This is a genomic window from Spongiibacter pelagi, assembly GCF_014705705.1.
Classification (GTDB): domain Bacteria; phylum Pseudomonadota; class Gammaproteobacteria; order Pseudomonadales; family Spongiibacteraceae; genus Spongiibacter; species Spongiibacter pelagi.
On the sequence record NZ_JACXLD010000003.1, the window covers coordinates 305,421 to 328,899 of the forward strand.

15 protein-coding genes are annotated in these 23,479 nt (G+C 51.8%); 8 read left to right on the forward strand and 7 right to left on the reverse strand.

Features of this window, described 5'->3' with window-relative positions; all coding sequences use genetic code 11:
• Positions 1 to 143: 143 nt before the first annotated feature.
• A complete protein-coding gene (locus IB286_RS07635) occupies positions 144 to 2,603 on the forward strand; it encodes a c-type cytochrome (protein ID WP_190764149.1) in 2,460 nt (819 codons plus the stop codon).
• A 17-nt stretch (positions 2,604 to 2,620) separates the two neighbouring features.
• Complete coding sequence (locus IB286_RS07640) at positions 2,621 to 4,093, forward strand: flavin-containing monooxygenase (protein ID WP_190764151.1); 1,473 nt, start codon at positions 2,621 to 2,623, stop codon at positions 4,091 to 4,093.
• Positions 4,094 to 4,106: 13 nt separating this feature from the next.
• Here the strand turns inward: IB286_RS07640 and IB286_RS07645 are convergent, their stop codons facing one another.
• The 4 genes from IB286_RS07645 to IB286_RS07660 all read right to left on the reverse strand — a co-directional run bounded on the left by IB286_RS07645 (position 4,107) and on the right by IB286_RS07660 (position 9,654).
• Positions 4,107 to 4,445 carry a type II toxin-antitoxin system HicB family antitoxin gene (locus tag IB286_RS07645; RefSeq protein ID WP_190764159.1) on the reverse strand — a complete coding sequence of 113 codons (339 nt, stop codon included), beginning with the start codon at positions 4,443 to 4,445 and terminating at the stop codon, positions 4,107 to 4,109.
• Positions 4,442 to 4,696, reverse strand: a complete 255-nt coding sequence (locus IB286_RS07650) for a type II toxin-antitoxin system HicA family toxin (RefSeq protein ID WP_190764161.1) — start codon at positions 4,694 to 4,696, stop codon at positions 4,442 to 4,444. The genes IB286_RS07645 and IB286_RS07650 overlap by 4 nt, the downstream gene beginning before the upstream one ends.
• 75 nt (positions 4,697 to 4,771) lie before the next feature.
• Positions 4,772 to 7,081: a TonB-dependent receptor gene (locus IB286_RS07655; protein ID WP_190764163.1), complete on the reverse strand. Its 2,310-nt coding sequence runs from the start codon at positions 7,079 to 7,081 to the stop codon at positions 4,772 to 4,774.
• 209 nt (positions 7,082 to 7,290) lie between these two features.
• A complete protein-coding gene (locus tag IB286_RS07660) occupies positions 7,291 to 9,654 on the reverse strand; it encodes a TonB-dependent receptor (protein ID WP_190764164.1) in 2,364 nt (787 codons plus the stop codon).
• A gap of 256 nt (positions 9,655 to 9,910) precedes the next feature.
• Between IB286_RS07660 and IB286_RS07665 the strand changes: the two genes are divergently transcribed.
• Positions 9,911 to 10,183 (forward strand): type II toxin-antitoxin system TacA family antitoxin, encoded by a 273-nt coding sequence (locus IB286_RS07665; RefSeq protein ID WP_190764166.1) that lies wholly within the window; start codon positions 9,911 to 9,913, stop codon positions 10,181 to 10,183.
• Complete coding sequence (locus IB286_RS07670) at positions 10,171 to 10,656, forward strand: GNAT family N-acetyltransferase (protein ID WP_190764168.1); 486 nt, start codon at positions 10,171 to 10,173, stop codon at positions 10,654 to 10,656. Before IB286_RS07665 ends, IB286_RS07670 begins: the two co-directional genes overlap by 13 nt.
• Before the next feature lie 128 nt (positions 10,657 to 10,784).
• On the opposite strand, the gene roxB (IB286_RS07675) is transcribed toward IB286_RS07670, so the two are convergent.
• From roxB (IB286_RS07675) to IB286_RS07685, 3 genes are all read right to left on the reverse strand, one after another.
• Positions 10,785 to 12,851 carry a rubber dioxygenase RoxB gene (gene roxB / locus IB286_RS07675; RefSeq protein ID WP_190764171.1) on the reverse strand — a complete coding sequence of 689 codons (2,067 nt, stop codon included), beginning with the start codon at positions 12,849 to 12,851 and terminating at the stop codon, positions 10,785 to 10,787.
• Positions 12,852 to 13,119: 268 nt separating this feature from the next.
• Positions 13,120 to 14,418, reverse strand: coding sequence for a mechanosensitive ion channel family protein (locus IB286_RS07680; protein ID WP_190764173.1), 1,299 nt, complete (start codon positions 14,416 to 14,418; stop codon positions 13,120 to 13,122).
• A 196-nt stretch (positions 14,419 to 14,614) separates the two neighbouring features.
• Positions 14,615 to 16,879 carry a TonB-dependent receptor gene (locus tag IB286_RS07685; RefSeq protein WP_190764175.1) on the reverse strand — a complete coding sequence of 755 codons (2,265 nt, stop codon included), beginning with the start codon at positions 16,877 to 16,879 and terminating at the stop codon, positions 14,615 to 14,617.
• Positions 16,880 to 17,032: 153 nt separating this feature from the next.
• Between IB286_RS07685 and IB286_RS07690 the strand changes: the two genes are divergently transcribed.
• The 4 genes from IB286_RS07690 (at position 17,033) to roxB (IB286_RS07705) (ending at position 23,467) form a co-directional block, all read left to right on the forward strand.
• Complete coding sequence (locus IB286_RS07690; RefSeq protein WP_190764177.1) at positions 17,033 to 17,665, forward strand: MarC family protein; 633 nt, start codon at positions 17,033 to 17,035, stop codon at positions 17,663 to 17,665.
• Positions 17,666 to 18,024: 359 nt separating this feature from the next.
• Positions 18,025 to 20,175, forward strand: a complete 2,151-nt coding sequence (locus tag IB286_RS07695) for a c-type cytochrome (protein WP_190764179.1) — start codon at positions 18,025 to 18,027, stop codon at positions 20,173 to 20,175.
• 19 nt (positions 20,176 to 20,194) lie between these two features.
• Positions 20,195 to 20,782: a Crp/Fnr family transcriptional regulator gene (locus IB286_RS07700; protein WP_190764181.1), complete on the forward strand. Its 588-nt coding sequence runs from the start codon at positions 20,195 to 20,197 to the stop codon at positions 20,780 to 20,782.
• A 204-nt stretch (positions 20,783 to 20,986) separates the two neighbouring features.
• Entirely contained in the window at positions 20,987 to 23,467 is a 2,481-nt protein-coding gene (gene roxB, locus IB286_RS07705; protein ID WP_190764183.1) for a rubber dioxygenase RoxB, read from the forward strand.
• Positions 23,468 to 23,479 lie beyond the last annotated feature (12 nt).

The window sequence follows — 23,479 nt, forward strand, 5'->3', positions numbered from 1 at the left end:
ATTGCGTATCTCAAAACAATTCCTGTCACCTTCGGCAAATCCGTATTTACACAATTCAAGAATAATGTGCATATAAATCTAATAAGCAGCGCACTGATAACGGCAATAAAGCCCGTGGCGCTGGAACGTGGTCGGAGTTGTACATGTCTGCTAATAAAATCCTGTCCGGACTGGGTCTGGCAATTCTATTAAGCGCCTGCGGTGGCGGCGGTTCCACAAACAGTATTCCTGCTCCCGGTGACGGCAATGGCGGCGGTGGTGGCGATTTTGAGCCGCAAACCTTCTTCGAAAATAATCTGCAAAGTGCGGTAGGTTTTTGCCGTACCTGTCATATCCCCGGCGGTGTGGGTGATGTCGATGACGGCAGGGCATTTATGCTGAGCTCGAATATGACTCAGGATTACCAGAATTTCTTCGCCTCATGGCAGGGTTTGGGCGGCGGCGTTACTGATAACGCGATTCTGGTGGAAGCCAGTGATGCCAGCGAGCCTCACAGTGGTGGTAAGCCTTGGCCGGTAAACGGCGCGGTGTATCAAGCTGTGGAAACCTTGTTTTCCTGCTGGGATGATCCGGTGGCGTGTACCGGCAGCAATGGCGATGGTGGCGGTATTGAGCTGGAGCCGTTGATTCAGAGCGCTCATGGTGGTCATGGCTGGGTCGATTTTTGCGAGGCCAATAATTGGAACCCAGATGCGGAGCTACCTGTCGATCCTCGCTCTCTAGTTCGAGCGGGTTATAACGATGGTCGGGCCGTTTATTACAACGCCTTCTGGCGCGATTGCCATATGGACCCAGAATTGGTGGGGGAATATCCTCATCCCGAAACCTGTGGCGAGTTTAAAGCCAGTATCGATCGCGGTGCTGTCATCATGGGTGAAGATCCCATGGAAGACGAAAACGGCGAATTCAAACGCTATCCCGATTGGTTAAATCACGTTGATGCTGGCGCAATTATTCGTCCGGCAACTACCTTTGGCGGTGACAATCCTCACCCCGTTGCGGCGCTGACCGCACAGCAGTACAACAATTTATGGATTACCTGGGGCTTACCCGGTCGCCCAGATAATTTCGATGAGCTGGTGGCTGAGCGCTATGGTTTTGGTGCGCCCTCTGCCGAGTATCCTTATCCCGTAGGCAATGAAGACCCCAACGCGACCAATGGTGGTTCCGGGCATCTTCCCTATGGTCTGATTCAAACCCGCAATGCCGATGGCAGTTATACCGGTGAAATCAGTACAAACTGTCAGGGCTGTCACAGTGTTCAAATTGGCGACCAATTCCACAACGGTGCTGGCGGTGCGATGTTGGATGCCACGGTCAGCTCACGTGATTTTGCTGCGCTGGGTTCTATTGCTGGGGTATTGATTGACCGTGCCGGTTTGGCCGGTCGTGTGCGCGGCACCAATAATGCGCAGTTCTCAAATATTACGGCAGCGAGTGGAGTGCAGTCTGAAACTCAGTTGGCGGATGTGGTTCAAAACGGCGCAACCGGTACGGGCGATACGCCCGCTTGGTGGAATGTGGGCCGACGTCCGGTGAAGTTTGTTGATGCGATGTTCCCCGGCGATGCAGTGCGGGTGGACTATGCTCTGTTTACGCCGCTGCTGACAGACAAGCAGGGTATTCCAGATCAGCAGCGCAACGGGGGCTGGGTCAGCGCCCACGTGCAGGATGGCGACCACTACATTATGTCGCGCCGCTCTCCGGAATATCCCGGAACTATCGACATGGCTCTGGCAGAGCAGGGAGCGATTTTGTTCCACAGCAAAAACCTGTGGGCGGATGGATTAAATACCGATATTCCTCGGCCCATGGGCGGTAACGGTTCATGTGCAAGCTGTCACGGTGCGTATTCACCACGCTATATCAACGATACGGCTTATTTGCGAGATCCGGCACTAGAGGGGATCGCCAGTTATGTGGTGCCACTGGCAATTATCCAGACGGATAGCGTACGTTCTGACACCTACAATGAGGGGACGAATGAGGCAAATTCAAATACCTCAGTGGGCTATCCCGAAACTCAAGGTGTAGAGGGCATTGATAACTGCGGTGTGCAAAATATTCCCGGTATGCAGCCTGATGCTAACGGCAATGATCGCCCCATCGGTTATGCTGCGCCGCCACTGTATGGTGTGTGGGCAACAGCGCCTTATCTACACAACGGTTCGGTGCCCGATATGTGGGGCTTGTTGAAATCGTCGGAACGTCCAAGCATTTGGAAGCGCCAGTCCAAAGAAGCCCGTGCCGACCAAGTTGGCCAAGTGGTAATGGGTTTTGAAAGTGATTTCAGCAAAGGCTATAACCAAGAAAAAATGGGTTGGAATTACGAAGTTATTAGCTGTGAAATCGGCGCATCTATTCCTGCGTATCAGTGCGATCCGTTGGGGCTGGAAAGTCAGTTCTTCCTCTCGGAGTTGTACGGCAGCCTGCTGGGAAGCTGGAATGTGACCAATCCGCCAACCTTGAGCAATGACGATATTGAGAACCGCAAAATCTACAATACCGCCATGTTTAGCCAAGGCAATGGCGGTCATGTGTTTAGTGATGTCTTGACCGATCAAGAACGTCTCGCCATTATCGAGTACTTAAAAACCTTATAAGAATAAGGAGGTACTCATTGGCTTCAGCGCAATCAGCGTGGCAACCGCGCATTGCCATTATCGGTGCCGGAATTTCCGGCATCGCGGCGGTGGTAAAACTACGGAAAGCCGGATTTTCTCAACTTACGGTTTTTGAAAAAGCCGATAAAGTGGGCGGTACTTGGCGAGAAAATACCTATCCCGGTTTGGCCTGCGATATTCCCTCGCATTGGTATAGCTTCAGTTTTGAACCGAATCCTGACTGGCATCATCGCTGTGCCCACGGCCCTGAAATTCAAGCCTATCTGGAGCGCACCGCGCAAAAATACGGTGTCACTGATATTGTGCGTTTCAATTCGGCGGTCACCCGCTTGGTTTATCAAGCGCCCCATTGGCTGTTGTACTGCAATGGCCAAAACAGCGAGCCAGAGCAATTTGATATTGTGATTTCAGCGACGGGCATTTTGCATCGCACAATAATGCCCGCTATTCCCGGCCTTGATGATTTCGCCGGTGCGTCTTTTCATTCTGCGCACTGGGATCACAGTGTGGATTATCACGGTAAGCGCATTGGTGTGATCGGCACTGGCTCAACGTCGTGCCAGATTGTTGGCGCTGTAACCAAGGATGCCCAGCACCTCACTTTGTTTCAGCGCACCGCTCAGTGGGTTATGCCCTCGCCGCAAAAAGCCTATTCCAACTTCACCCGTTGGCTGCGAAAAGTGTGGCCCTTCCGCAGCGTGCTGAGCAAGGTGGTTTGGCGTGCCTATGCAGAAAACACACTGGGGCGCGCTAATGCCGGCAATAAAGCCTTAGTGAAATTGATTGATGTGATTGCGCGCTGGCATCTCAAAAAATATGTGCCCGACCCCGTACTTAGAGCAAAACTTACGCCCGATTATGTGGTGGGTTGTAAGCGCCTGATTTACAGCTCGGATTTTTATCCGGCGATTTCTCGTGAAAACGCCAGTGTAGTTACCGAGGGTATTGAGCGGATAGAAGCTGAAGGCGTGCGCACCAATGATGGTGTTTTGCATCCCTTGGATATTCTAGTGTTGGCCACGGGCTTTGATGCCAGTAGTTTTATTCTTCCCACGCAGGTTATTGGCGAAAATGGGCAGGAACTTAGCGAAGTGTGGGACGGTTCGCCAAGGGCACACCGTGCTGTGGCTATGCCGGGTTTTCCTAATTTCTGGATGGTGGAAGGGCCAACCGGGCCGATTGGTAATTTCTCTCTCATTGCTATTTCAGAATCACAGGTGGATTACATTATTCGCTGCTTGAATGAAATGCATGCGCGTAAATCGGCGTGGATGGCACCGACCCAAGAGGCCTTTAAAAACTACAACGAGGCTATGAATGCAGCGGTGGTAAACACCAGTTGGTATCACGGCGGTTGCAATAGCTGGTATCTGGATAAATCGGGGTTGCCGAATCTTTATCCGTGGCTGTCCAGCCGGTATTTTAAGGAGATGAAAACCCCGGACTTTAGTGAGTTTCGGTTTTCATAGAAGGTGGGTCGCTTTAGCCGGCATCTCGTAACTCTTTCTGAAGTGCCTCTTGCGCGAGTTTATTGACGCTTGTGCCTTTTACTTGCGCTGCAATGGCCAATCGTTCATGCAGCTCAGGAGGGATTCGGAGGTTGAATTTGCCTGAATAATGACGGCGAGGTTCAATGCCATTCTCTTTGCATACCTCAAGAAAGACGTGCAACGATTTCTTGAATTCTGCTCGAAGTTCTTTTGGGTTGCGGCCATAGAAATCTGCGCCGCCATTCAAGCCTAGAATTTCACCTCTAAATGTATCTAGCTCTGCGTCATACTCAATTTTGGCGTGATAACCCTCATAAGTCATTGTATTCATGGTGATACCCTATGCTGCTCTAACCACTTGCGAATGCTGGCTACAGCACCTTTGTCAGTATTTGGATTTGGATGAGGGCGATGGAAAACTCGAACCTCACCGAAAAGCACCACGGCAACCCGGCTGCCTTCGCGTTCCGATATCTCTGCTCCTAGCTCGGTGAACAATGCTTCGATGTCGCGCCATTGGATATTGGCGCTTATAGGGCGAGCAAAGACTGCTTCCAGAGTTTTCTGGTGCTTGCGCTTCATATCTGAATGGTACCGTTTATTAGTACCATGTCAAGAAATGCAAATAGCCGTTTGAATTGAGCGCAGTGCTCAAATTCAAAAATTGACTACGGCTTGTACTGAATAAGTTCTTGGTGGCGCTAGGCTGGGTTGCACACCGTAATCGGTGACAAAAATACCATTGGTATAAAACTCATCCAGAAGGTTTTTTACACTGCCGGTAATCCTTAAATCCCAAGGGGAGTACAAGAAGCTGACACGCGCACCGACCAGCCAATACTCGTCTTGCACGGTGTTTTGCCGATTGCTGGGTTCGTAGTAGAAGCTGTCGGTATAGTAAGCGTCGATGGTCGTTTCAATTTCGCCGTTGCTTAGTCCCCAGGTTTTGCTTAACGCGATATTGCCGCTGACTTCCGGTGAGCGAATCACTTGGTTGCCGGTAAAATTGAGATCTTCTTGGAAATTACCGTCGTCATCAAAGCCGGAAGCATTGTCAAAATCCAGGTACTCGCTGTCGAGGTAAGACATTCCCCCGCTGAGAACGAGGTTGTCGATCAACTTGGGGAGCAGCACCACCATGCCATCAAATTCGGCGCCTCGAATTTTTGCGGCGCCAGCATTTTGAAAGGCGATAACACCGCCGGCAAACAGAGAGATGTAAGGGGTTTGTAAATTGGCTAAGTCGTAGTCAAAGACGGCGGCATTGAACCTTACCGTCCCATCGAAAAAGGTACTCTTCATACCCAGTTCCCAAGCGGTAATCTCCTCCTGTGCAACATAGTCCGGCTCGTCGTAAATGGCCACGGTATTGTAGGCGGCGGATTTAACTGCCTCTTGCCATGAGAGGTAGAACAGCATGTCTTGTTCTAAGGGACGAAACTCGAATGACACCTTGGGAGAGAAGCTTTTTTGCTCGTCTCGCGCTGGATGGGGGTTGCCATCACTGTCTGTGGCGCGATTACTATTGTCTGCAATTTGAGTTTGACTACCATCTTGATTGTTCAAACCTACGGTTGATCTGTAGATATATTTTTCTTCTACTTGCTGCCTGGCTCCAAGGGTAATGTCCAGCCAGTCGGTTAGGGTAAAGGTGGTCTGTGCAAAGAACGCGTAGGAATCGGTTCCGGTCAGGCCTGACAGGTTAATGGCGCCATCGACGCCGAGAACATTGGCTTGATTCAGGATGTTTGTGAAGGCGTCTGGAAGCTGAATTCCCGCGAGCTGGCCGGCACCGAGATCAATGCCATTAACAATAAAATTAAGGGTTTCAAAACCGTTAACGCCTTCAAAATAATATCCACCCACGATCCACTGCATCCAGCTTGGCCCTGACTCTCCATTCGACAGAAGTTGAATCTCAGCCGACTGTGCGTCGATATATTGGCTGGGCGTGTCGAAGGTGGAAATGGCTTCGGGTGAACCGTCAAAATCCCTGACGCCTGCGGTATCCATCCGCTGGTCGCTACCGACAAGTTTGATGTCGAACCAAGGCGTATTCAGTTTGATATCACCGTAATACACGGTGTTGTCTTCGGTTTGCGTGTACACGGGGGCATCGATTGAGCCTTTATAACCAGTCTGCGCCTCAATGCCATTGAGTCTTCCCAGTTCTGATGGGTCGGCATTAAACGCGACATTCGCCCCGGCACCGTTCAGCCTGAGTTTGAATGTGGCCAGATTAATATCTACATAATCGCTGGGTTGCCAGCGCGCTTTTATTCGATAGCCGCGCGTTCTGTCTTTGGGAAACGGATCTTTATCCAGTCCCCGCGTTCCTTCATAGAGCAGGTCGGTGACTTGATACATCGCTGATAGATTGATGGCAAATGAGTCAGTAATTGGAATATTGGTATACAGGCGGTCTAACTGGTAGTTATACGATCCGCGATTAGACAAGAACTCGCCGTAAAACTCGTCAAAGTCCGGGTCCTTGGTGTGTACGTTGATGGCTCCACCTGTGGCATTACGCCCAAACAGGGTGCCTTGGGGGCCTTTGAGTACTTCAATTCGCTCTACGGCGCCAAAGTTTTGCGCAAGGTTAGAGGCAAAGGGGTAATAGATGTCGTCAATATAGGTTGCCACGCTGGGATCAGCCGCCGTTACCGCATCTGTTCCCACGCCCCTGAGGAAGGTCACCACATAACTGACCTGAGAGGTCACATTCAAGCCCGGTGTGATGCGCTGAAGATCGGTTTGTTCGGTGATGCCCATGGCGTCTAGTCGGTCACCACTAAACGCCAATACTGCCAGCGGCACATCCTGAACATCTTGCTCCCGCTTTTGTGAGGTGACGATCACTTCTTCAATTAATCGGTTTTTAACGGGGGCTGGGTTCTGGGCTAGCACATCACTACAAAACAGGCTTACAACAGCCGCGAAAGCGCTGGTCGACTTGAATACTCTCATCCACATACCTCGGCGTTTATTAACATTATTATCTTGCGGGCCCTGCGATTTTTTATTCACAGGGAAGTGTCACTCTAGCGCAAAATGAGAATAAATACTCGTATATTAAAGTGTGTGTAATTGGTGGTGAGGGATGGGGTTGGAGATGGGGTTAGAGATTTAAAAAAGCCGCCCTTGGGCGGCATATTCATTTCAGGCTTACGAGAAAATCAGAAGTTCCAGAGCATTTGTAAGCTGTAGGATTTAGGTGCAGATAAAGTCGCCTGAGTTCCCCAGTCAGAGGCAAAGAAGCCAGTGAAGTAGCGCTCGTCTGTGAGGTTTCTTACGCCTGCGGTAACACGCAAATCCCAATCTTCATACAGGTAGCTTACGCGGCTGCCGAGTAACCAATAGGCCTCTTGGTGTGAGGCTTCACGGTTGCTGGCTTCAAAGTAAAATTCATCTGAATAGTAGGCATCGAACGCCACTTCAAATGGCCCGCCCCAGAAATCCCAAGTTTTGCTCAAAGACAGGTTACCGGTGAGTTCGGGCGTGCGAATAACCCGGTTGCCAGTGTAGTTGGCATCACCATTTTGGAAGCTGCCATCTTCGGCATAGCCGTAGGCATTGTCGAAGTCTTCATAGACCGCATCCAAATAGGCGGCGCCGCCCAGCAGCACCAAATTATCAAACCACTGGGGCAGAATCGGCATGACTACATCGAATTCGGCGCCCTGAATTTTAGCGGCACCGGCGTTTTGGAAGCTGATAATGCCGCCGGCGAAGGTAGACAGATAATAGGTTTGCAGATTCTTCACGCTGTAGTCGAAGATTGCGGCGTTCAATTGAATCAGGCCATCAAAGAAGTTGGTTTTAATCCCCAGCTCATAGGCGGTCAGTTCTTCTGGCGCAACATAGTCGGGCTCTTCGGTAATGGCGACCGTGTTGTAGGTAGCGGCCTTGATGGCTTTTTGCCATGACAAATAAATCATGGTGTCGTCATCGAAGGGACGCATTTGCAACGAGACTTTAGGGGTAAAGTCTTTTTGAATGTCGTGAGCCGGGTAGGGGTTGCCGTTACTGTCGGTGGCCGAGTTGCTTTGATCGGCAACTTCGATGCGGCCATTGCCGGTATCCAGCCCTACCGTGGAAGAAACAATAAAGCGTTCTTCTTCCTGATAACGGCCGCCCAAGGTCAGATCCAGCCAATCGGTCAGATTGAAGGTTGCTTGGGCAAACGCCGCACGAGATTCGGTGCCAACTAGACCCGTCAGATCAAATGCGCCACTGGGTAAATTATTCATGGTGGCGGTGTTTAATAAATTAACCAGCGCCGCTGGTAACTGTATGCCGCTAATAGTGCCTTGAGTGAGATCGAGGCCTAAAAGTTGGAAGTCGACCTCGCCAAAACCCTGCTCGGCTTGGAAGTAGAACGCGCCCAAAATCCACTCCATCCAGTCTGGGCCCCATTCGCCGTTAGACAGAATCTGCAATTCTGCCGACTGCGCGTCAATGTATTGATCTGGAGTGTTCAGAATGGCGATAGGTTGTGGTGAGCCGTCGAGATCGCGAATCCCTTTGGTATCCATGCGCTGATCGCTACCCAAAAGTTTTACAGTGAACCACGGCGCCAGGTATTCCATCGAGCCGTAAATCACTTCATTGGGATTGGTTTCGTTTAGCACCTCGGCATCAATTTCACCGTAGTAGCCAGTTTGTGGTTCGATGCCAAAAACTTGAGATCCAACAAAGTCAGACGGCTCATTGTTGTAGCTGATGGTGCCCGCGCCCAGATACATTTCCAGATGCGACATGGCCAGATTAATGTCGAGATTTTCTGTGGGTTGCGCGCGGAATTTCAGGCGATAACCCCAGGCGCGGTCACCGTGCAGATCGCGACTGGCATTGTCGTGTTTGCCCTCGTAGAAACCATCAGATTCGGTGTACAGCGCACTGGCGCTAATGGCCACGGTTTCGCCTAGAGGGATATTCAAATGCAAGCGGCCCTGAGTGGTATTAAAGCTGCTTTGCTCTGCCAGTGCCTCACCCCAGAAACCATCGAACTCTGGATTTTTAGTGTAAATGGCGATGGCGCCGCCGGTGGCGTTACGACCAAACAGCGTGCCCTGTGGGCCCTTCAAAACTTCAATGCGATCCACCGCGCCAAAGTTTTGCGCAAGGTTTGAAGAGAAGGGGTAGTAGATGCCGTCGATATAGGTGGCGACACTGGGGTCGGCGGCAATACTGGCATCGGTACCGACACCGCGCAGGAAGGTAATGGTATAGCTCACCTGCTCAGTGACGTTTAAGCCGGGAGTGATGCGTTGCAATTCAATCTGGTCGGTAATGCCGAGTGCGTCGAGTTTTTCTGCAGAAAAGGCCTGCAGCGAAATCGGAACATCTTGCACATTTTCAGTACGCTTCTGAGCGGTAACCACCACTTCTTCCATCAGGCGCGACTGGGTTTTGGGGGCGGCCTTACTTGGCGCGAAATCCTCGTCCTGAGCGTGAGCTGTTTGACTGCCAAGCGTCAGTGCAAGGCATTGGGCAGCAATAAAAACAGCCAGCGGTTTCTGCTGTGGTTTGCGAATCATGGGCGTGTACCTGTTGAAGCGGCGACCTTGGGTAGATCGCAGATTTTCTGATTATTGGAATTGGCATTATCGGCAATGAATTTTTATCGGCAAGGCTTTAACAACAATGGTGTCGTCGGCTAACCAAATCTGCCATCTCGAAACTAAATTTATGGGCCGCTTACATTTGGATAGCGTCGGTCCGTGGGCTATTTTGGCAGCGCTTTTCCCTATAGTTTTCATGTGGTACAGTGTGCGCACAAATAGAGGAAAGGAAATGGCTACCACGACTACGTTGAATATTCGTACTACCACGGATGTTAAGCGCCTTATTCAACAGGCTGCTGAAATCGTGGGTAGTAACAAATCAGAATTTGCCATTCAGGCTGCTCAAGAGAAAGCCCGTGAAGTGCTGCTTGACCGCGTGCATTTTGCACTCTCCGATGAGCAGATGGAGCGATTCAACAACATTTGTGACCAACCGCTGCCGGCATCATCTAGAAAGAGTGTTGAACGCCTGCTTTCTCGTAAGGCACCATGGGAAAGCTGAAATATTACCCCCCGCGAATCCTTGAGGACGCATTTGTATTAGACGAGTTCTCTTGTGCCCAGCCATCCCTTGATGATTGGTTAAAAAAAAGAGCGCGTAAAAACAATAAGACCGGCGCATCCAGAGTCTATGCCGTGACTTGTGGCCCCAGAAATGTTGTCGCTTATTACTCGCTAAGTGCGGGTTCGGTTTCACATTCCATTTCCCCCGGACGCATAAAGCGGAATATGCCAGAACCCATACCTATCGCAGTGCTTGGCCGTTTGGTGGTTGATTCAAGTCACGCTGGAAAAGGTCTTGGCGCAGGGATGCTAAAAGATGCCTTGTTGCGTAGTCAGCGTATTGCTGAACAAATGGGTATACGAGCCCTGCTCTGTCACGCCATAGATAACGCTGCCATGGAGTTCTACAAATACCATGGCTTCATTGAATCACCTATTGAACCAAGAACGATGATGATGCCACTTGCCTGAATCGCGCAGTAAGACTTTCCACGCACTGGGAACGGTCTGATCTCACACAGGAAAAGTGGGGTAGAGCGGGATAAAAAAGGCCTCCCGAGGGAGGCCAAACCAAATAAGAACTGGGTTTACGATTGTTCTTACAGTGTTTTTAAGTACTCAATAATTGCATAGCGCTCGGCATCGGTCAGAACGGCGGTAAACTCGTGGCCGCCATTGCCTTGGCTGTACAGATGGCTGTTATAAATCTTGCGATTTTCCATATGCTCATTGGTCACAATCGGCGGGTAATCAATATTCCATGCGCCGGTCATATTGCCGTAGGCGATGTTTTTCATCTGCTGCGGATAGGGCGTGTTGTCGATATTAAATGGGTCGCAGTTGTAGAACGGCGTGACCATTGGCGGGTAGGCGTTGCACTGAATCTTGTCGTACTTCCAGCCCATTTTTTGGCTGTCGTAAGCGCGTTGCAGATTGGTGTCGAAACCCATTACCACGGTCGATGCTGAACCTGCAGGAGCCGGTGCCGATTTGCGACGCCAGATCGGGTGACGATCTTGTGGTTTCAAAATTTCCCATACGGTGGGAACAGAACCGTTGTGCAGGTAGGGTGCCGAGGCCCAAACACCGTAAAGGGGTTGTGCCAGATAACCAATTTCACGGTCGCCACGAATCCGTTCTTGACCTTGTGGGCCGCAATCAAATCCCTGTGGCGCACCTTTGGTGGGTGGGTAGCCAAAGAAATTATCCGCTCCGGCTTGCTGCATACCTTCGGTATTGGTCAGCACGCGGCGTTCGTCGGTGCCAATAATCTCCAGCGGCACAATATAGCCCGCCATACCTTCTAGGCGTGGATCGCTCAGGTAATCCTCGTTATTGACATAGCGCGGAGCGTAAGCGCCGTGACAGCTGGCGCAAGAACCATTGCCTTCGGGTTGGCGAACGGCGTTGTTGCGCGACTCATCCCACATATTGAGTTCGTGGAACAGCACGGCGCCTTGTTCAGCCAGTTCGGTATTAACCGGCATTGGATATTTTGGCGCTTTAAGGCTCTCTACCCAGCGGTTAATTTGCGGGCCGTGTTCGCGCATCCAGCTTTGGCCTTCTGCGCCCAGTGGGCCGGAAGAGCCGCCAAACAATCCGAAGAACGGTGCATAAAATACCGAGTCGACACGCGGCGCATCCATAGGGAATAAGCCGTCGACAAATTTCAGTGGGCGGTGCCCCATATTCCACCAGTTAGGTGAATCCATGCTACCGGTAGAGCCGGACTGGGAAATCTGCATAAAACTGTAGGGGTTTGGGAAACCTTCCATCGGGAAAAGGAAGGCGATATTCACCGCGCTGGCATTATTGGTGCCGCGTGTTTGAGTCAGATTGAGCGGAGTAACGCCGGAGGCCATATAGCCCAACGGATACATATCCCGCAGGAACAGGTTAAGATCGGTGGCACTGGAGCCGCCAAACAAAAAGCCCAAATCATCGCCATCGGCCTTGCTGCCCACTTCACCGCTGTGACAACCATTGCACGTTACGCCGATACGGCCGCTCCATGAGCCATCGGTTTCACGCAGTTGGGTAAACATTTCCGGGAGCTGTCCGCTACCGCCATTGGTTTGATTGGGATCTTCACCGGGCAGTGGGTAGGGGTTGCGCTCTTCATCCATACCGGTGCCGTAGCGATTGCTGACCAGCTCATCAAAATTGGCAGGACGTGCGGTATAACCACCCCAAATAGTCCACAGCATATTGTACTGCTCGGCGGAGAAGGTGGAGATGCCGCCGGCCGATTCTGGGCCGCGATAATTATTACTGGCAAACAGAGCAGCAACATTTTCGCTGCCGGTATCCATCAGTTTTTCACCGGCGTACCACTGGCTGCGCAATTCACCACAGGTATTTGGGTCACTGTATTCCTGCACCGCTTCGGGGTCAGCGTGACACTCGGCCCAATAGGCGTTGAAGTGCACCGCCTTGCCGTTGCTGATGCCGGGCTGAACAAGCGAGCGCGGATCGGTTGGAACCAAGGTGTCATCGCTTTTTCCGTAGCAGTAATCCAGCATCGCCAAGCCGCCGCGCGAACTGCCTAGCAGGGCGTTGGGGTCGTCGTCATAAACAAAGGCGTTGGCAGTTAAACTTGCGCTAAGGGTGGTAATGCTTAAGGCGGCACTCCTTAGTGTGGCATTCCTTAATATGCGGTATAGCATCGAAATTTCTCCCGGTTTGTCAGCACCCTGCACTGAGCGCCGTAACGCACTGTGCAAATTTTTTATGGTTTATTTTTCTGTCCGCTAAAGCGGTGGGAGATTATTAATTTGTCGCGGCGCAGAAAACAGCGCGTTGGATCACAATTGTTTTGCGATTAGAGAAGTGCTGTCAGTTAAAAACGAAAATAGGTTTTTACGGACAATGTCACAGTGGGGGATTTGGCCCGGCTGAGTGCATAAACAAGCCGGGCTTTGATCGAGCTGAGGTTTAGTCGGAGATAATTCGCACTTCCCGTTGCGGGAATGGAATCTCAATGCCGTTTTTCTGCAGGGTTTCTAGAATAATGAGCAGTAGATCGCCACCAACGCGGTTGCGGCCATCGTCAATGCCCTCCATCCAAAACTCGACAAACATATTAATGCCAGAGTCACCGAAACTGTCTATTTCACAGTCGGGTCTTTCTTCAAGGGGAATATGTGGGCCGGCTAAAACCTGTGGGTGTTCAGCCACGGCTTCTTTCACCAGCTCGACCATCGTGCGCACATCGGTTTTATAAGCGACGGAAAAATCCACGCGGTAACGCTGTTTATTATTCTTGTGGGTCCAGTTGGTAAAGCTGGAGGTGATGAATTTTTCATTGGGAACAACAATGTCTTTGCCGTCGTAGGTTTCCAATGTGGTGGAGCGCATATTCAGCTGGGTAACAATGCCGGTGCGGCCATCTTCCAATTCAACATAGTCGCCAACGGTCACCGAGCGGTCGAGCAGAATAATAATACCGGAGATGAAATTGGAGGCGATGGACTGTAGACCAAAGCCGAGGCCGACACCGACTGCGCCGCCAAACACGGCCAGTGCGGTGAGGTTGATGCCCATGACTTGTAGAAGCAGCAACACAATAACAATGGTGAGACCAATCTCGAACAGCTTGGCGAGCACTTCTCGGGTACGGAAATCCAAGGATTCCTGACGACGAATAATGGTTTGCCCGGTGGTGGATGAAACCCGACCCAGCCAGAACAGCAGGGTGCCGAAAATAAGCAGCCTTAAGACGCCGTAACTGGAGATACGGATATTGCCGACTTCCACGGCAATGGCATCCAGCATGGCAACAATATCATCCAACACGCCGCCCAAGTGCAGCACCAGCAGTGGCGTACCGATCCAGCGGAACCAGTTGGCGACCAACTTGTTGGTGATTGCAATATTTACGAAGGACAAAAACACCAGAATGATGGCGATGACCAGCGCGGATTTGACTACCCAGGCTTCATCGGTAAACCAAGCGCTGTATTCCACCAGCATACGCAGCAGCATGATGGCCAGAATGGGGAACAGGAGTTTGCCGCAGCGGTAAGCCAAATGTTTTATCGGAAATTGTTCAGCAGGTTCTGGCGCAGTACGAAACAGCGGGATGGTTTTTTTTATGCGGTTGGCGATCAGCCAGGCAAGTATATAAACCGATAATATGGCGCCAAGCTCACTGTAGAGTTGGCCCTGAACCAGTTTGTCGATCACGCTGTAAAACTGGCTTTCCAGCGTGCTTAAAAAATGGGTTTTATCCATGCTTGGTGAAGCACCTGTTTTGTTCTGCGTTCTTATAAATAGGGTTTGTGATCACTATACGTTACCCATTTGGCCAATCCAATCAGAAACGCATTGCTACGTTTATACGGGAATATGGGATTTTAATCGCGCAGAATAAAAAAGGCCCGGTCGCAAGCGAGCCGGGCCATAAACGCTGAGAAAAGTTTGGAAGGTCTTAAAAGCGCAAGCCGCCTTCAACATAAACCGAGCGAGGGGGTTCTGCCGCTGCGCGATAGCCGCCAACGTCTAGGCCGGTACCACCGCCGAAGCCCATCACTAATTCATCGCTCAAGTTTTTGCCGACCAGCGACAGCCACCATGTATCGGCGTTATCAAACACGCGCACACGGGCGTTGTATTTGGTTACCGCATCTTCGAGGCCACGAGGGTCAAGGTCGCCAGAAATATAGTGCTCATCGCGGAAGTTCACATCGGCCGCCATTTCCAGCATGTGGGCATCACCCAGAGGCAAAGTCACGATGGTCGACAGGCTACCCGTCCATTTTGGTGTTTGCTGGTTAACCTTGCCTTCGAAATTACAGGTGCCGGTGTTGGGGTCTTCTTCCGGTGAGCCTGGGTAGCAGGGGCCTTGCTCGTACTTCAGCCATTCAAAGTCGAGATAGGCCAGCGAGCCGGTAAACATCAACCAGCGGGCGGCTAACATGCGGCCATCCAGTTCAATACCTTGGGTCAAGGCCTGGCCCGCATTGGTTACGCTAAAGCCGGCAACACCGTCAAACACGCTGACCTGCATATCGTCGTATTCAACCCGGTACAAGGCTAAATTCAAATCCGCCGCGCCGTCGAGCAGTCGCATTTTTGCACCAATTTCCCACGCGTTGGCAATCTCGTCGTCAAACTCGAAGGTGGTGGCACCGCCGGTGGGGCCGGTTTTGTCGTTATTGCCCTGAGCATCATAGCCGCCGGATTTAGCGCCGCGGGTATAAGAGGCGTAGGCCATAATATTGTCGAACAGATCCAACTGCATATTGACCAGCGGCAGCACCACATTGCTGTCGCGTTCGCCCTGCAGCTCGTGAGCGCCAACGTTTAGCTGATCGAAGATCAGTGCGGAAACCGGGTTTACCGGAATAGTGGTGCCAGATTCGTAAAGGTTAAAAATCCGCTGGCCTTCTTTGTGTTCGCTGACATAACGCACACCCACGGTGCTGCGCCAGCGCTCATTGAAGTTAAAGGTCAGTTGGGTAAAGGCCGACCACGCTTGGCTGTCTAAATAATATTTGCGATCCAGATCGGCGCTAACCAATTGTTGGGTGTTAAGCGCACAAACGCCGGTGTCCTGTACGGCACCGGTGCGAACCCGCAACGGCGCTTGTACGTCTGAGCTGACTTCACTTTCTTGGTAGAAAACACCGCCGATATAGTCCATAAATTCGCCGCCCGGAGAGGCAAAGCGCAATTCTTGGCTGAACTGATCGAGTTTTTCTATACCGTCAAAAATCGAGGTGTTGAAGCTGCTGGAATCGGGATCGAAAACTTCATCGTTTTCAAAACCGGTAAAGCCGGTTACCGAGGTGAAAGTGCCGGCATCCATGTGCACATCTACATTCAAGGTGCCGTTGTAGTTTTCCAGTTTAACACGCTCATCGGCATCGCTATTGCGGATGCGATCTCGGCTGGTGTTCTCTCCTGAGCAGCCGGTCAGGGCGCTGGGGTGAGTAATTTGCAGTGTGCGACCAATTTGCTCAAGCTCGGTTTTTTCCAGCTTCAGCGTGGTGTCGACCAAATCTGAAGGCGTCCAGCTGACGACCAAACGGGCCGAAGTTTCTTCTGAGCCGCCGTCGTCACGGTCTAGTTGTTCGTTATAGATATAGCCTTCGTCTTCGCGGTAGCGAACCGCCAAGCGTGCACCCAAGGTGTCGGTTAATGGGCTGGACAGTACGATATCGCCTTCGCGGTTTTCCAGCTCAACACCGTAGATGCCGGAAACCATGCCTTCAAACTCATCGCCGGGGGTGGCGGAAATTACGTTAATGGCACCGGCAATGGCGTTTTTGCCAAACAGAATAGATTGTGGGCCGCGCAAGACTTCTACCCGTTGCACATCCATAAAGGCAGCGCGGGTTTGTTGGGCGCGACCGAGGTGAATGCCGTCCGAGAAAATGCCCACTGACATTTCAAAGCCGAGGTTGGAGCCGGAGCCAATACCGCGCATATAGACATTGGGTGCGAGGCCGCCTTTTACCATTTTAAAGTTAGGGGTGTACTCGGAGAGGTCAGACAGGTTTTCAATCCCCGCCTCGTTGAGCTTTTCAGCAGAAACCGCAGTTACCGACACCGGTACATCGCCGAGGGATTCACTACGCTTTTGAGCGGTGACAATCACTTCTTCAAGTTGTAGCTTTGATTCGGCCTGAGTAACCAGCGGCAACGCCAGCAACATTGCGGCGGGCAATGGTAAAAGAGCGAACTTCCTCATGGTGGCTGTCCTGTTATCGTTCTTGGTGATAGTGGTAGATTAGCAAAGTGTAGGTGAGTTTAATGTCCGGCTATAGCTCCGAGGCGCCGGCCATTGCCTTTAGCGACACATATCGGACGCTCAAATAAATTTTGTAAGTAATAGGATAATGGCATGTTAGAAACGGCAACCGTTGCCTTGGCCACTTTTTTCGCCACTATTGGCCCGCTGGATGTGGCGACCATGTTTGCGGTTTTAACCGCCGGTGAAGATGCCTCCGACCGCCGCAGAATGGCTGTGCGCGGCAGTTTAATCGCGGCGGGGATTTTGATTACTTTCGCCTTGATTGGCGATTTCCTGTTAAGCAGCTTGGGTATTTCACTGGCGGCGTTGAGGGCCGCTGGCGGGATATTGCTGTTATTGATTGGTATTGAGCTGGTGTTTGCCCGCACTTCTGGCGGCACCACAACCACCGAGGAAGAAGACCAAGAGGCGATGGATCGGGATGATATTTCCGTGTTTCCGCTGGCAACGCCGCTGATCGCCGGGCCGGGGGCGATGGGCGCGGTGATTCTGCTAATGGCCAACGAAGAGGGCCATATGGTCGGCCAGTTAATTGTACTGGCGGCGCTGTTGTTTATTCTGTTGCTGACCTTCTGCGCCTTGTTGTTAGCTGCTCGTATTCACCGCCTGTTGGGTGTGACCGGTATGCATGTGGTCAGCCGGATTATGGGCGTGTTGTTGTCGGCCTTGGCCGTGCAGTTTATTTTCGACGGGGTGAGTCAGAGTTCCCTTTTTATCCAATAAGGGCATGTCTTTTTATTGCGGCGCTATTTTGTTTAGCGCTATTTTTGTTTAGCTCAATTTTGTTTAGCCCTCTTTCGGCCTTAAGAATTTAGCGCCCACAAATTCACAGGTGTTTAGGTCTGTAATCTTCTGTTGTTCCCGGCTGACGCATTTTGGTTTGTTGCGCCAGCGTGAGGGTGTGAGAGCCGGGATTACAGATATGGCCGTGTGAGTCTTTGTTAATATTATTGTCAGAATTCCTGTGGGATGAGCGAGTCGTTTTGCTTATCTACGCCCGATAAAAATCATAAATGTTTGGCTGATAAAACGCCGGTATTTAATGCCGTCTTCTAGCGCCGATATCAATGGAAATCCCAATAATGAAAACAAAATTTCATGTTTTTGCTGTTGTTCTCCTCGCCTTAATACTAGCCGCCTGTGGTGGCAGTTCCAGTAGCGGCAGTGTTCAAACGGGTGGCAGCGCCAATGTCGACGATGGCGGTGATGGCGGTGATGGCGGTGATGGCGGCACGGTTACTGAGCCTGCGCTACTTAGTTCTACCCGTGGCGGCCATCTTTGGGCGGAGTACTGCGCGACTCGTGGCGATAACGAAGTCCTGCCAGAAGATCCTCGCGAGCTGATGGTCGACGGTGTTAATGCCGGCAAAAACGTGGTGTTTAATCTGGATTGGCGCAGCTGTGAAAGCAATGTGCCCCAGCGGCCGACCACTTGTGGTGAATACCGTACTTTATGGGAAAAAGGCCGTTTAGTGGCGCTTGGTCACGGCGAGCCCGGCACTGCCCATATGTTCAGCGGGCAGGGCTACGAAGCCTTGGATTTTGCTGACCCAACCACGTACAGCGGTGGCGGTTCTTACTTCACCATTTCTGCGGAAGATTACAATAACGTTTGGCAATACTGGTCGGGTTATGTGTTGGCACCGGCGATGCCAGCGCGACCAGAGAATTTTGATGAGCTAGTGGCCCAGCGTTACGGCAGTCCATTGGGCTCCACCCCCAATCCTTACCCACTGCCGGGTGAAGATCCCAATACCACTGACGGTGGCTCAGGCCAGTTACCTGTGGGTTTAACGCAATTGCGTGAGCCGGACGGCACTTGGACCGGCAATATCGGTGTGAAGCTGTGTTCCTTCTGTCACGATGGCGAAGTGATCAGCAATAGCGCGCCGGATATGAAAGAAATCTGGGGCGGTAGCGGCACAATTGGTGACTTCACTGTGGCGTTTCGTGACTTTGCCGCAGCGGGCATGAATCCGGGTTTTGGATTGTTGTCTGGGCTGATTACTATTGCGCCCAACCGTGGTACTGGCGCCATTGACCAATTCCAAGTGGGTTTCCTTGCCTTTAACGGCGGCACCTTTGAGGAATACACCAACGATAAAATTTGGTTAAGCCAAGCTATCGGTAATATCAAAAGCCCACCGTGGTGGAATATGGGTCACCGGGTGCAGAAGTTCCACGGTGCGGTATTGCCTATGGACTCTTCCCGCATCGATATGGCGGCTTACACGCCACTCTTGTTTGCACAGTTTGGTGATGCGGAAGAGGTGGTGAGCTGGGTTGACGAGTCATCTTATGCGTTCCAAATTTGGGCGGAATCGCTGAAAGCGCCGGAGTATCCCGGAACGATCAATCAGCCACTGGCCGAAGCCGGCGCGGTATTGTTCCACGCTAAAAACCTGTGGGCGGCGAGCTTGAATAACCCTGAGCCAGAGCCTGAAAATGCCGGCAATGGTTCCTGCGCAAGTTGTCATGGCGTGTACTCACCGCGCTATGCCAACAATACGACGTATCTTGACGATCCGGCTTTGGCGGGTATTGCCGCCAATATGATCGGCACCGAATACATCAATACCGACCCGGTCTATGCCGATGCCATGCAAAGTCTGCGCAATGCTGATGGCACTCCCGCGCGTGGTTCAGAAAATGTGCCCTTCCTGAATTGCGGCTTGGGTGATTTTGCTGAAACCGAGGGCAATGCACCGGTGATTATGGCGCCGCCACTGTATGGTATTTGGGCTTCAGCGCCGTATCTGCACAACGCCTCTGTGCCGAATATCTGGCAACTTTTGAGCGGCAACGACAGCCGCCCCAATATTTGGGTTCGTGATTCGGCGCCAGCGCCAGAAGGTATGGAAGGCCGTGTGGTGATGGGTTTTGATACCAACTTCGACCGCGCTTATGACCAAGATAAATTGGGTTGGAAGTACACCGAGCGCGACTGTGTAATGGATTTCCTGCAAACCCAGCCTTTGCTGGCTTGTAATCCTGTTGACCCAACACTGCTAACCTTGCAAACCTTATTGGGCGGCATTTATTCCCAAGTGGCATTGTTGTGGAATTTGCCGGTGGACGAATTAAGCAATTTGCCCTTCACCGATCAGCAAATTGAAAACCGCAAGGTCTACAACACCAATATTTATTCGCAGGGAAATCAGGGCCACGCTTTTGCGGCGGTGCTGACGGATACCGAGCGACGTGCGATTATTGAGTATCTAAAAACACTCTAAGCTCGTTGTGAGGTAGGTAGTGTCGATTAAAGCTTTAATTGAATTCGCCTCAAATTTCCTTGAGGTTGATCCGGCACTGGAAGCGCTACTTGAACAAGTGGCGCAGCCGCGTAGCTTTGCCAAGGGCGAGCATTTATTTAATGCGGGCAGCCCCTGTGATCACCTTTTTGTGATGATTAAGGGCTTGGTGCGCTGTTACTACCTGCATGAAGATAAAGAAGTAAACCTACGTCTGCTGGCCGAGCCCTCCGTGGTTTTGGCCTACTCAAGTTATATTCAGCGAACGGTGAGCCGGGAGTATATTCAGGCGCTCGAGCCCTGTGAGGGGTTCTGGTTTTCCCGTGCGCAAATGGACGCGGCAATTGACGCCTTTCCCCCTTTGCAAAGGTTGACCACCAATGTGGCAGAGCGGCATTTTCTGGCGATGGAAAACCGCCTGCTGATGATTCAGTACAAATCCGCTGAAGAGCGTCTTCGCTTCTTTTTGGAACATACCGACCCCGCCATTATTGAGCGCACGCCGGCTGTGCATATCGCCTCGTATTTGGGGATGACGCCGGAATCCCTCAGTCGCACAAAGCGACAAATTACCAAGTCAGATCGTTAGCCGTCTTAACAAAAATCAAGGCGAATTTAACGCCGATTTCATAGGATGCCCCTCCAGCACTGGATGGGGCTTTTGTCGCTGATGATCACTTTCGGTGTCCTCAGACAATCCCTGTCGCCATCCTGCTATCTGCTGAAAGTTCAACAATTAATAATCACCATTGTTTATTTCCTCGAGTGTGTAAAGAGTTCGCCGGGAGTCATAATGCATAGTTTCCAATCTCGCGGTCTGGTAGTTGCCCTGACCTGTTTAATACTTGCTGCCTGTGGCGGCGGTGGTTCCACCAACAGCATTCCGTCCAGTAATTCTGGCGCCAATAATGGTGGTGATAGCGGCGGAAATAACGGCGGCAGCGGCGTTACTCAGCAAGAATTTTTTCAAACAAATCTGCAAAGTGCGGGTGGATTTTGCCGTACCTGCCACATTCCCGGTGGTGTAGCGGACAAGCCCGAAGGCGATGGCTTGATGCTGAGCAGCAATAGCGCTGAGGACTTTGCGAATTTTTACGCCGCGTGGGAAAGCCTCGGTAAAGGCGTGGCGACTAACCCCTTGGTGGTTAAGGTGAGCGACCCCAGTGAGTCGCACGATGGTGGTCAACCTTGGCCGGTGGGCAGTGTTGCTTACGATGCCATGATTACGCTGATGAGCTGCTGGGATAATCCGGCAAACTGCAGCTTGGCGGGGGGCAATAATAACGGCGGTGGCGCAGAGGAATTATTGCCGCTGCTGGGTAGTAGCTACGGCGGTCACAAGTGGTTTGATTTCTGTGCCGATGACGGCAACGGTAATGCCCGCCCAGATAGCGCCTTATTGCCACCTGATCCACGCGCACTGGTTCAGCCCGGTGTGAGTGACGGCAAAGCGGTTCACTTCAATGAATACTGGGCGGACTGCCATGTTGATCCGGTTTTGGTCGGCGAGCGTGCCCACCCAAAAAACTGTGGCGAATTGCGGGTAAGTTGGGAGCATGGTCGTGAGCTTATGGTCGGCAATGGCGAGACCGGTTCCGGCACTTTCTTTGATGCGGATTATCACGACACAGACGCACTGTTAGCACTTTCCTCTGAGGCGTATAACCGTCTGTGGATGTTGTGGGGTTTGACCTCGCGTCCCGATAATTTCGACGAGTTGGTGGCTGAGCGCTACGGTATGCCTATGGGCGATGCGCCAAATCCGTATCCGCTGGACGGCGAAGATCCCAATGCGCCGGGCGCAAATGGTGGCTCTGGTCAGTTGCCGGTATTTTTGACGCAAATGCGTGGCGATAATGGCGAGTGGACTGGCACGCTGGGTTATACCTGTCACGCTTGTCACACCGGCGCTGCGGGCTTGCCCGGTGAGGGTGAGGACACCGGTATTCAATACGGTGGCGGTAACTCCCTGCAAGATATTGCGCTGATGTCTAAAGAGCTGGGCATGAGTTCAGCCGCAGGACTGACCGGCGAAGGCTTTGGTAGTATTTTCAGCCTGTTTGGTACCAGTCGTGGCACCAATAACGCCAGCGATGTGAATATTTTCTTCCTGGCTAACAAGCAAAATAGAACCCTTGATCAGGAATTGTTCGAGGTGATTACCTCGGGCTCAACCGCTTCTGGCGATACGCCGGCTTGGTGGAATATGGGTCACCGTCCGGTGAAATTCCAAGACGCGTTCTTCCCCATGGATTCCAGCCGCGTAGACCTGATTTTCTACACACCGCTGGATGCCCTGACCGGCGACGCAGAAGGTGAGCTTTGGGTGCGTGATCACGCCCAAGATGCCGATAAATGGATGGTGTCTTTAAAGTCACCCAAATACCCGCTGGCAGTTAATGAATCCTTGGCCGAGCAGGGCGCGGTGTTGTTCCACAGCAAAAACCTGTGGGAAGCCAGCCTGAATAATCCAGTGCCCGAGCCCCAAGGCGGTAATGGTTCTTGTGCGAGCTGTCACGGTGCGTACTCGCCACGCTATGTGAATGATCCTAACTTCCTCGCCGATCCATTGATGGAAGGGGTGGCCAGTAATGTCACGCCAAACGATGTCATTCGTACCGACCGCGCGCGTGTCGACACCAACAACGAAGCGGTAAACCAATACGGTGCCGATAGCTTTCTTGGTTTTGGTGAAACCGTGGGTACAGACAATGACTGTGGCCCACGCAACCGTGCCGAGCTGCGCGGCGATCGTGAGATGGGCTATTTAGCACCGCCGCTTTACGGTGTGTGGGCAACTGCGCCTTACCTGCATAACGGTTCGGTGCCCGATGTTTGGTCGCTGCTCAAACCGGAAGATCGCCCAGAAATCTGGCGTCGGGTTTCTACCCCTAAACCCGCAGGCCAAGACACGGTAGTTATGGGTTACGACGTGAGCATGTCGCGTGCCTACGACGAAAGTAAAATGGGTTGGAAATACGACAGCCTGGCTTGTGCCAGCGGCACCACCACCATTCCCTTCCTGGATTGTGATCCGCTGGGACTCGGTGAGCCGATTATTCAGCAAATTCTGGAGCCACTTTACGGCAATTTGATTTTGGCGTGGAACCTTGGACAGGTCCCCGTATTTACTCAAATGACGCCGCAGCAGGTTGAAGATCGCAAGATCTACAACACCAATCTGTACAGTCAAGGTAACGAAGGTCACGACTTCACCGCCGTGCTAACCGATACTGAGCGCCGCGCGATTATCGAATACCTGAAAACCTTGTAAGTCATTTTCTGG

Bases quoted from the DNA above. Each gene is read 5' to 3' on its own strand.
- IB286_RS07635 (WP_190764149.1), top strand. From the start codon at position 144: ATGTCTGCTAATAAAATCCTGTCCGGACTGGGTCTGGCAATTCTATTA.
- IB286_RS07645 (WP_190764159.1), bottom strand. From the start codon at position 4,445: ATGAATACAATGACTTATGAGGGTTATCACGCCAAAATTGAGTATGAC.
- IB286_RS07650 (WP_190764161.1), bottom strand. From the start codon at position 4,696: ATGAAGCGCAAGCACCAGAAAACTCTGGAAGCAGTCTTTGCTCGCCCT.
- IB286_RS07655 (WP_190764163.1), bottom strand. From the start codon at position 7,081: ATGAGAGTATTCAAGTCGACCAGCGCTTTCGCGGCTGTTGTAAGCCTG.
- IB286_RS07660 (WP_190764164.1), bottom strand. From the start codon at position 9,654: ATGATTCGCAAACCACAGCAGAAACCGCTGGCTGTTTTTATTGCTGCC.
- IB286_RS07665 (WP_190764166.1), top strand. From the start codon at position 9,911: ATGGCTACCACGACTACGTTGAATATTCGTACTACCACGGATGTTAAG.
- IB286_RS07670 (WP_190764168.1), top strand. From the start codon at position 10,171: ATGGGAAAGCTGAAATATTACCCCCCGCGAATCCTTGAGGACGCATTT.
- roxB (WP_190764171.1), bottom strand. From the start codon at position 12,851: ATGCTATACCGCATATTAAGGAATGCCACACTAAGGAGTGCCGCCTTA.
- IB286_RS07680 (WP_190764173.1), bottom strand. From the start codon at position 14,418: ATGGATAAAACCCATTTTTTAAGCACGCTGGAAAGCCAGTTTTACAGC.
- IB286_RS07685 (WP_190764175.1), bottom strand. From the start codon at position 16,879: ATGAGGAAGTTCGCTCTTTTACCATTGCCCGCCGCAATGTTGCTGGCG.
- IB286_RS07690 (WP_190764177.1), top strand. From the start codon at position 17,033: ATGTTAGAAACGGCAACCGTTGCCTTGGCCACTTTTTTCGCCACTATT.
- IB286_RS07695 (WP_190764179.1), top strand. From the start codon at position 18,025: ATGAAAACAAAATTTCATGTTTTTGCTGTTGTTCTCCTCGCCTTAATA.
- roxB (WP_190764183.1), top strand. From the start codon at position 20,987: ATGCATAGTTTCCAATCTCGCGGTCTGGTAGTTGCCCTGACCTGTTTA.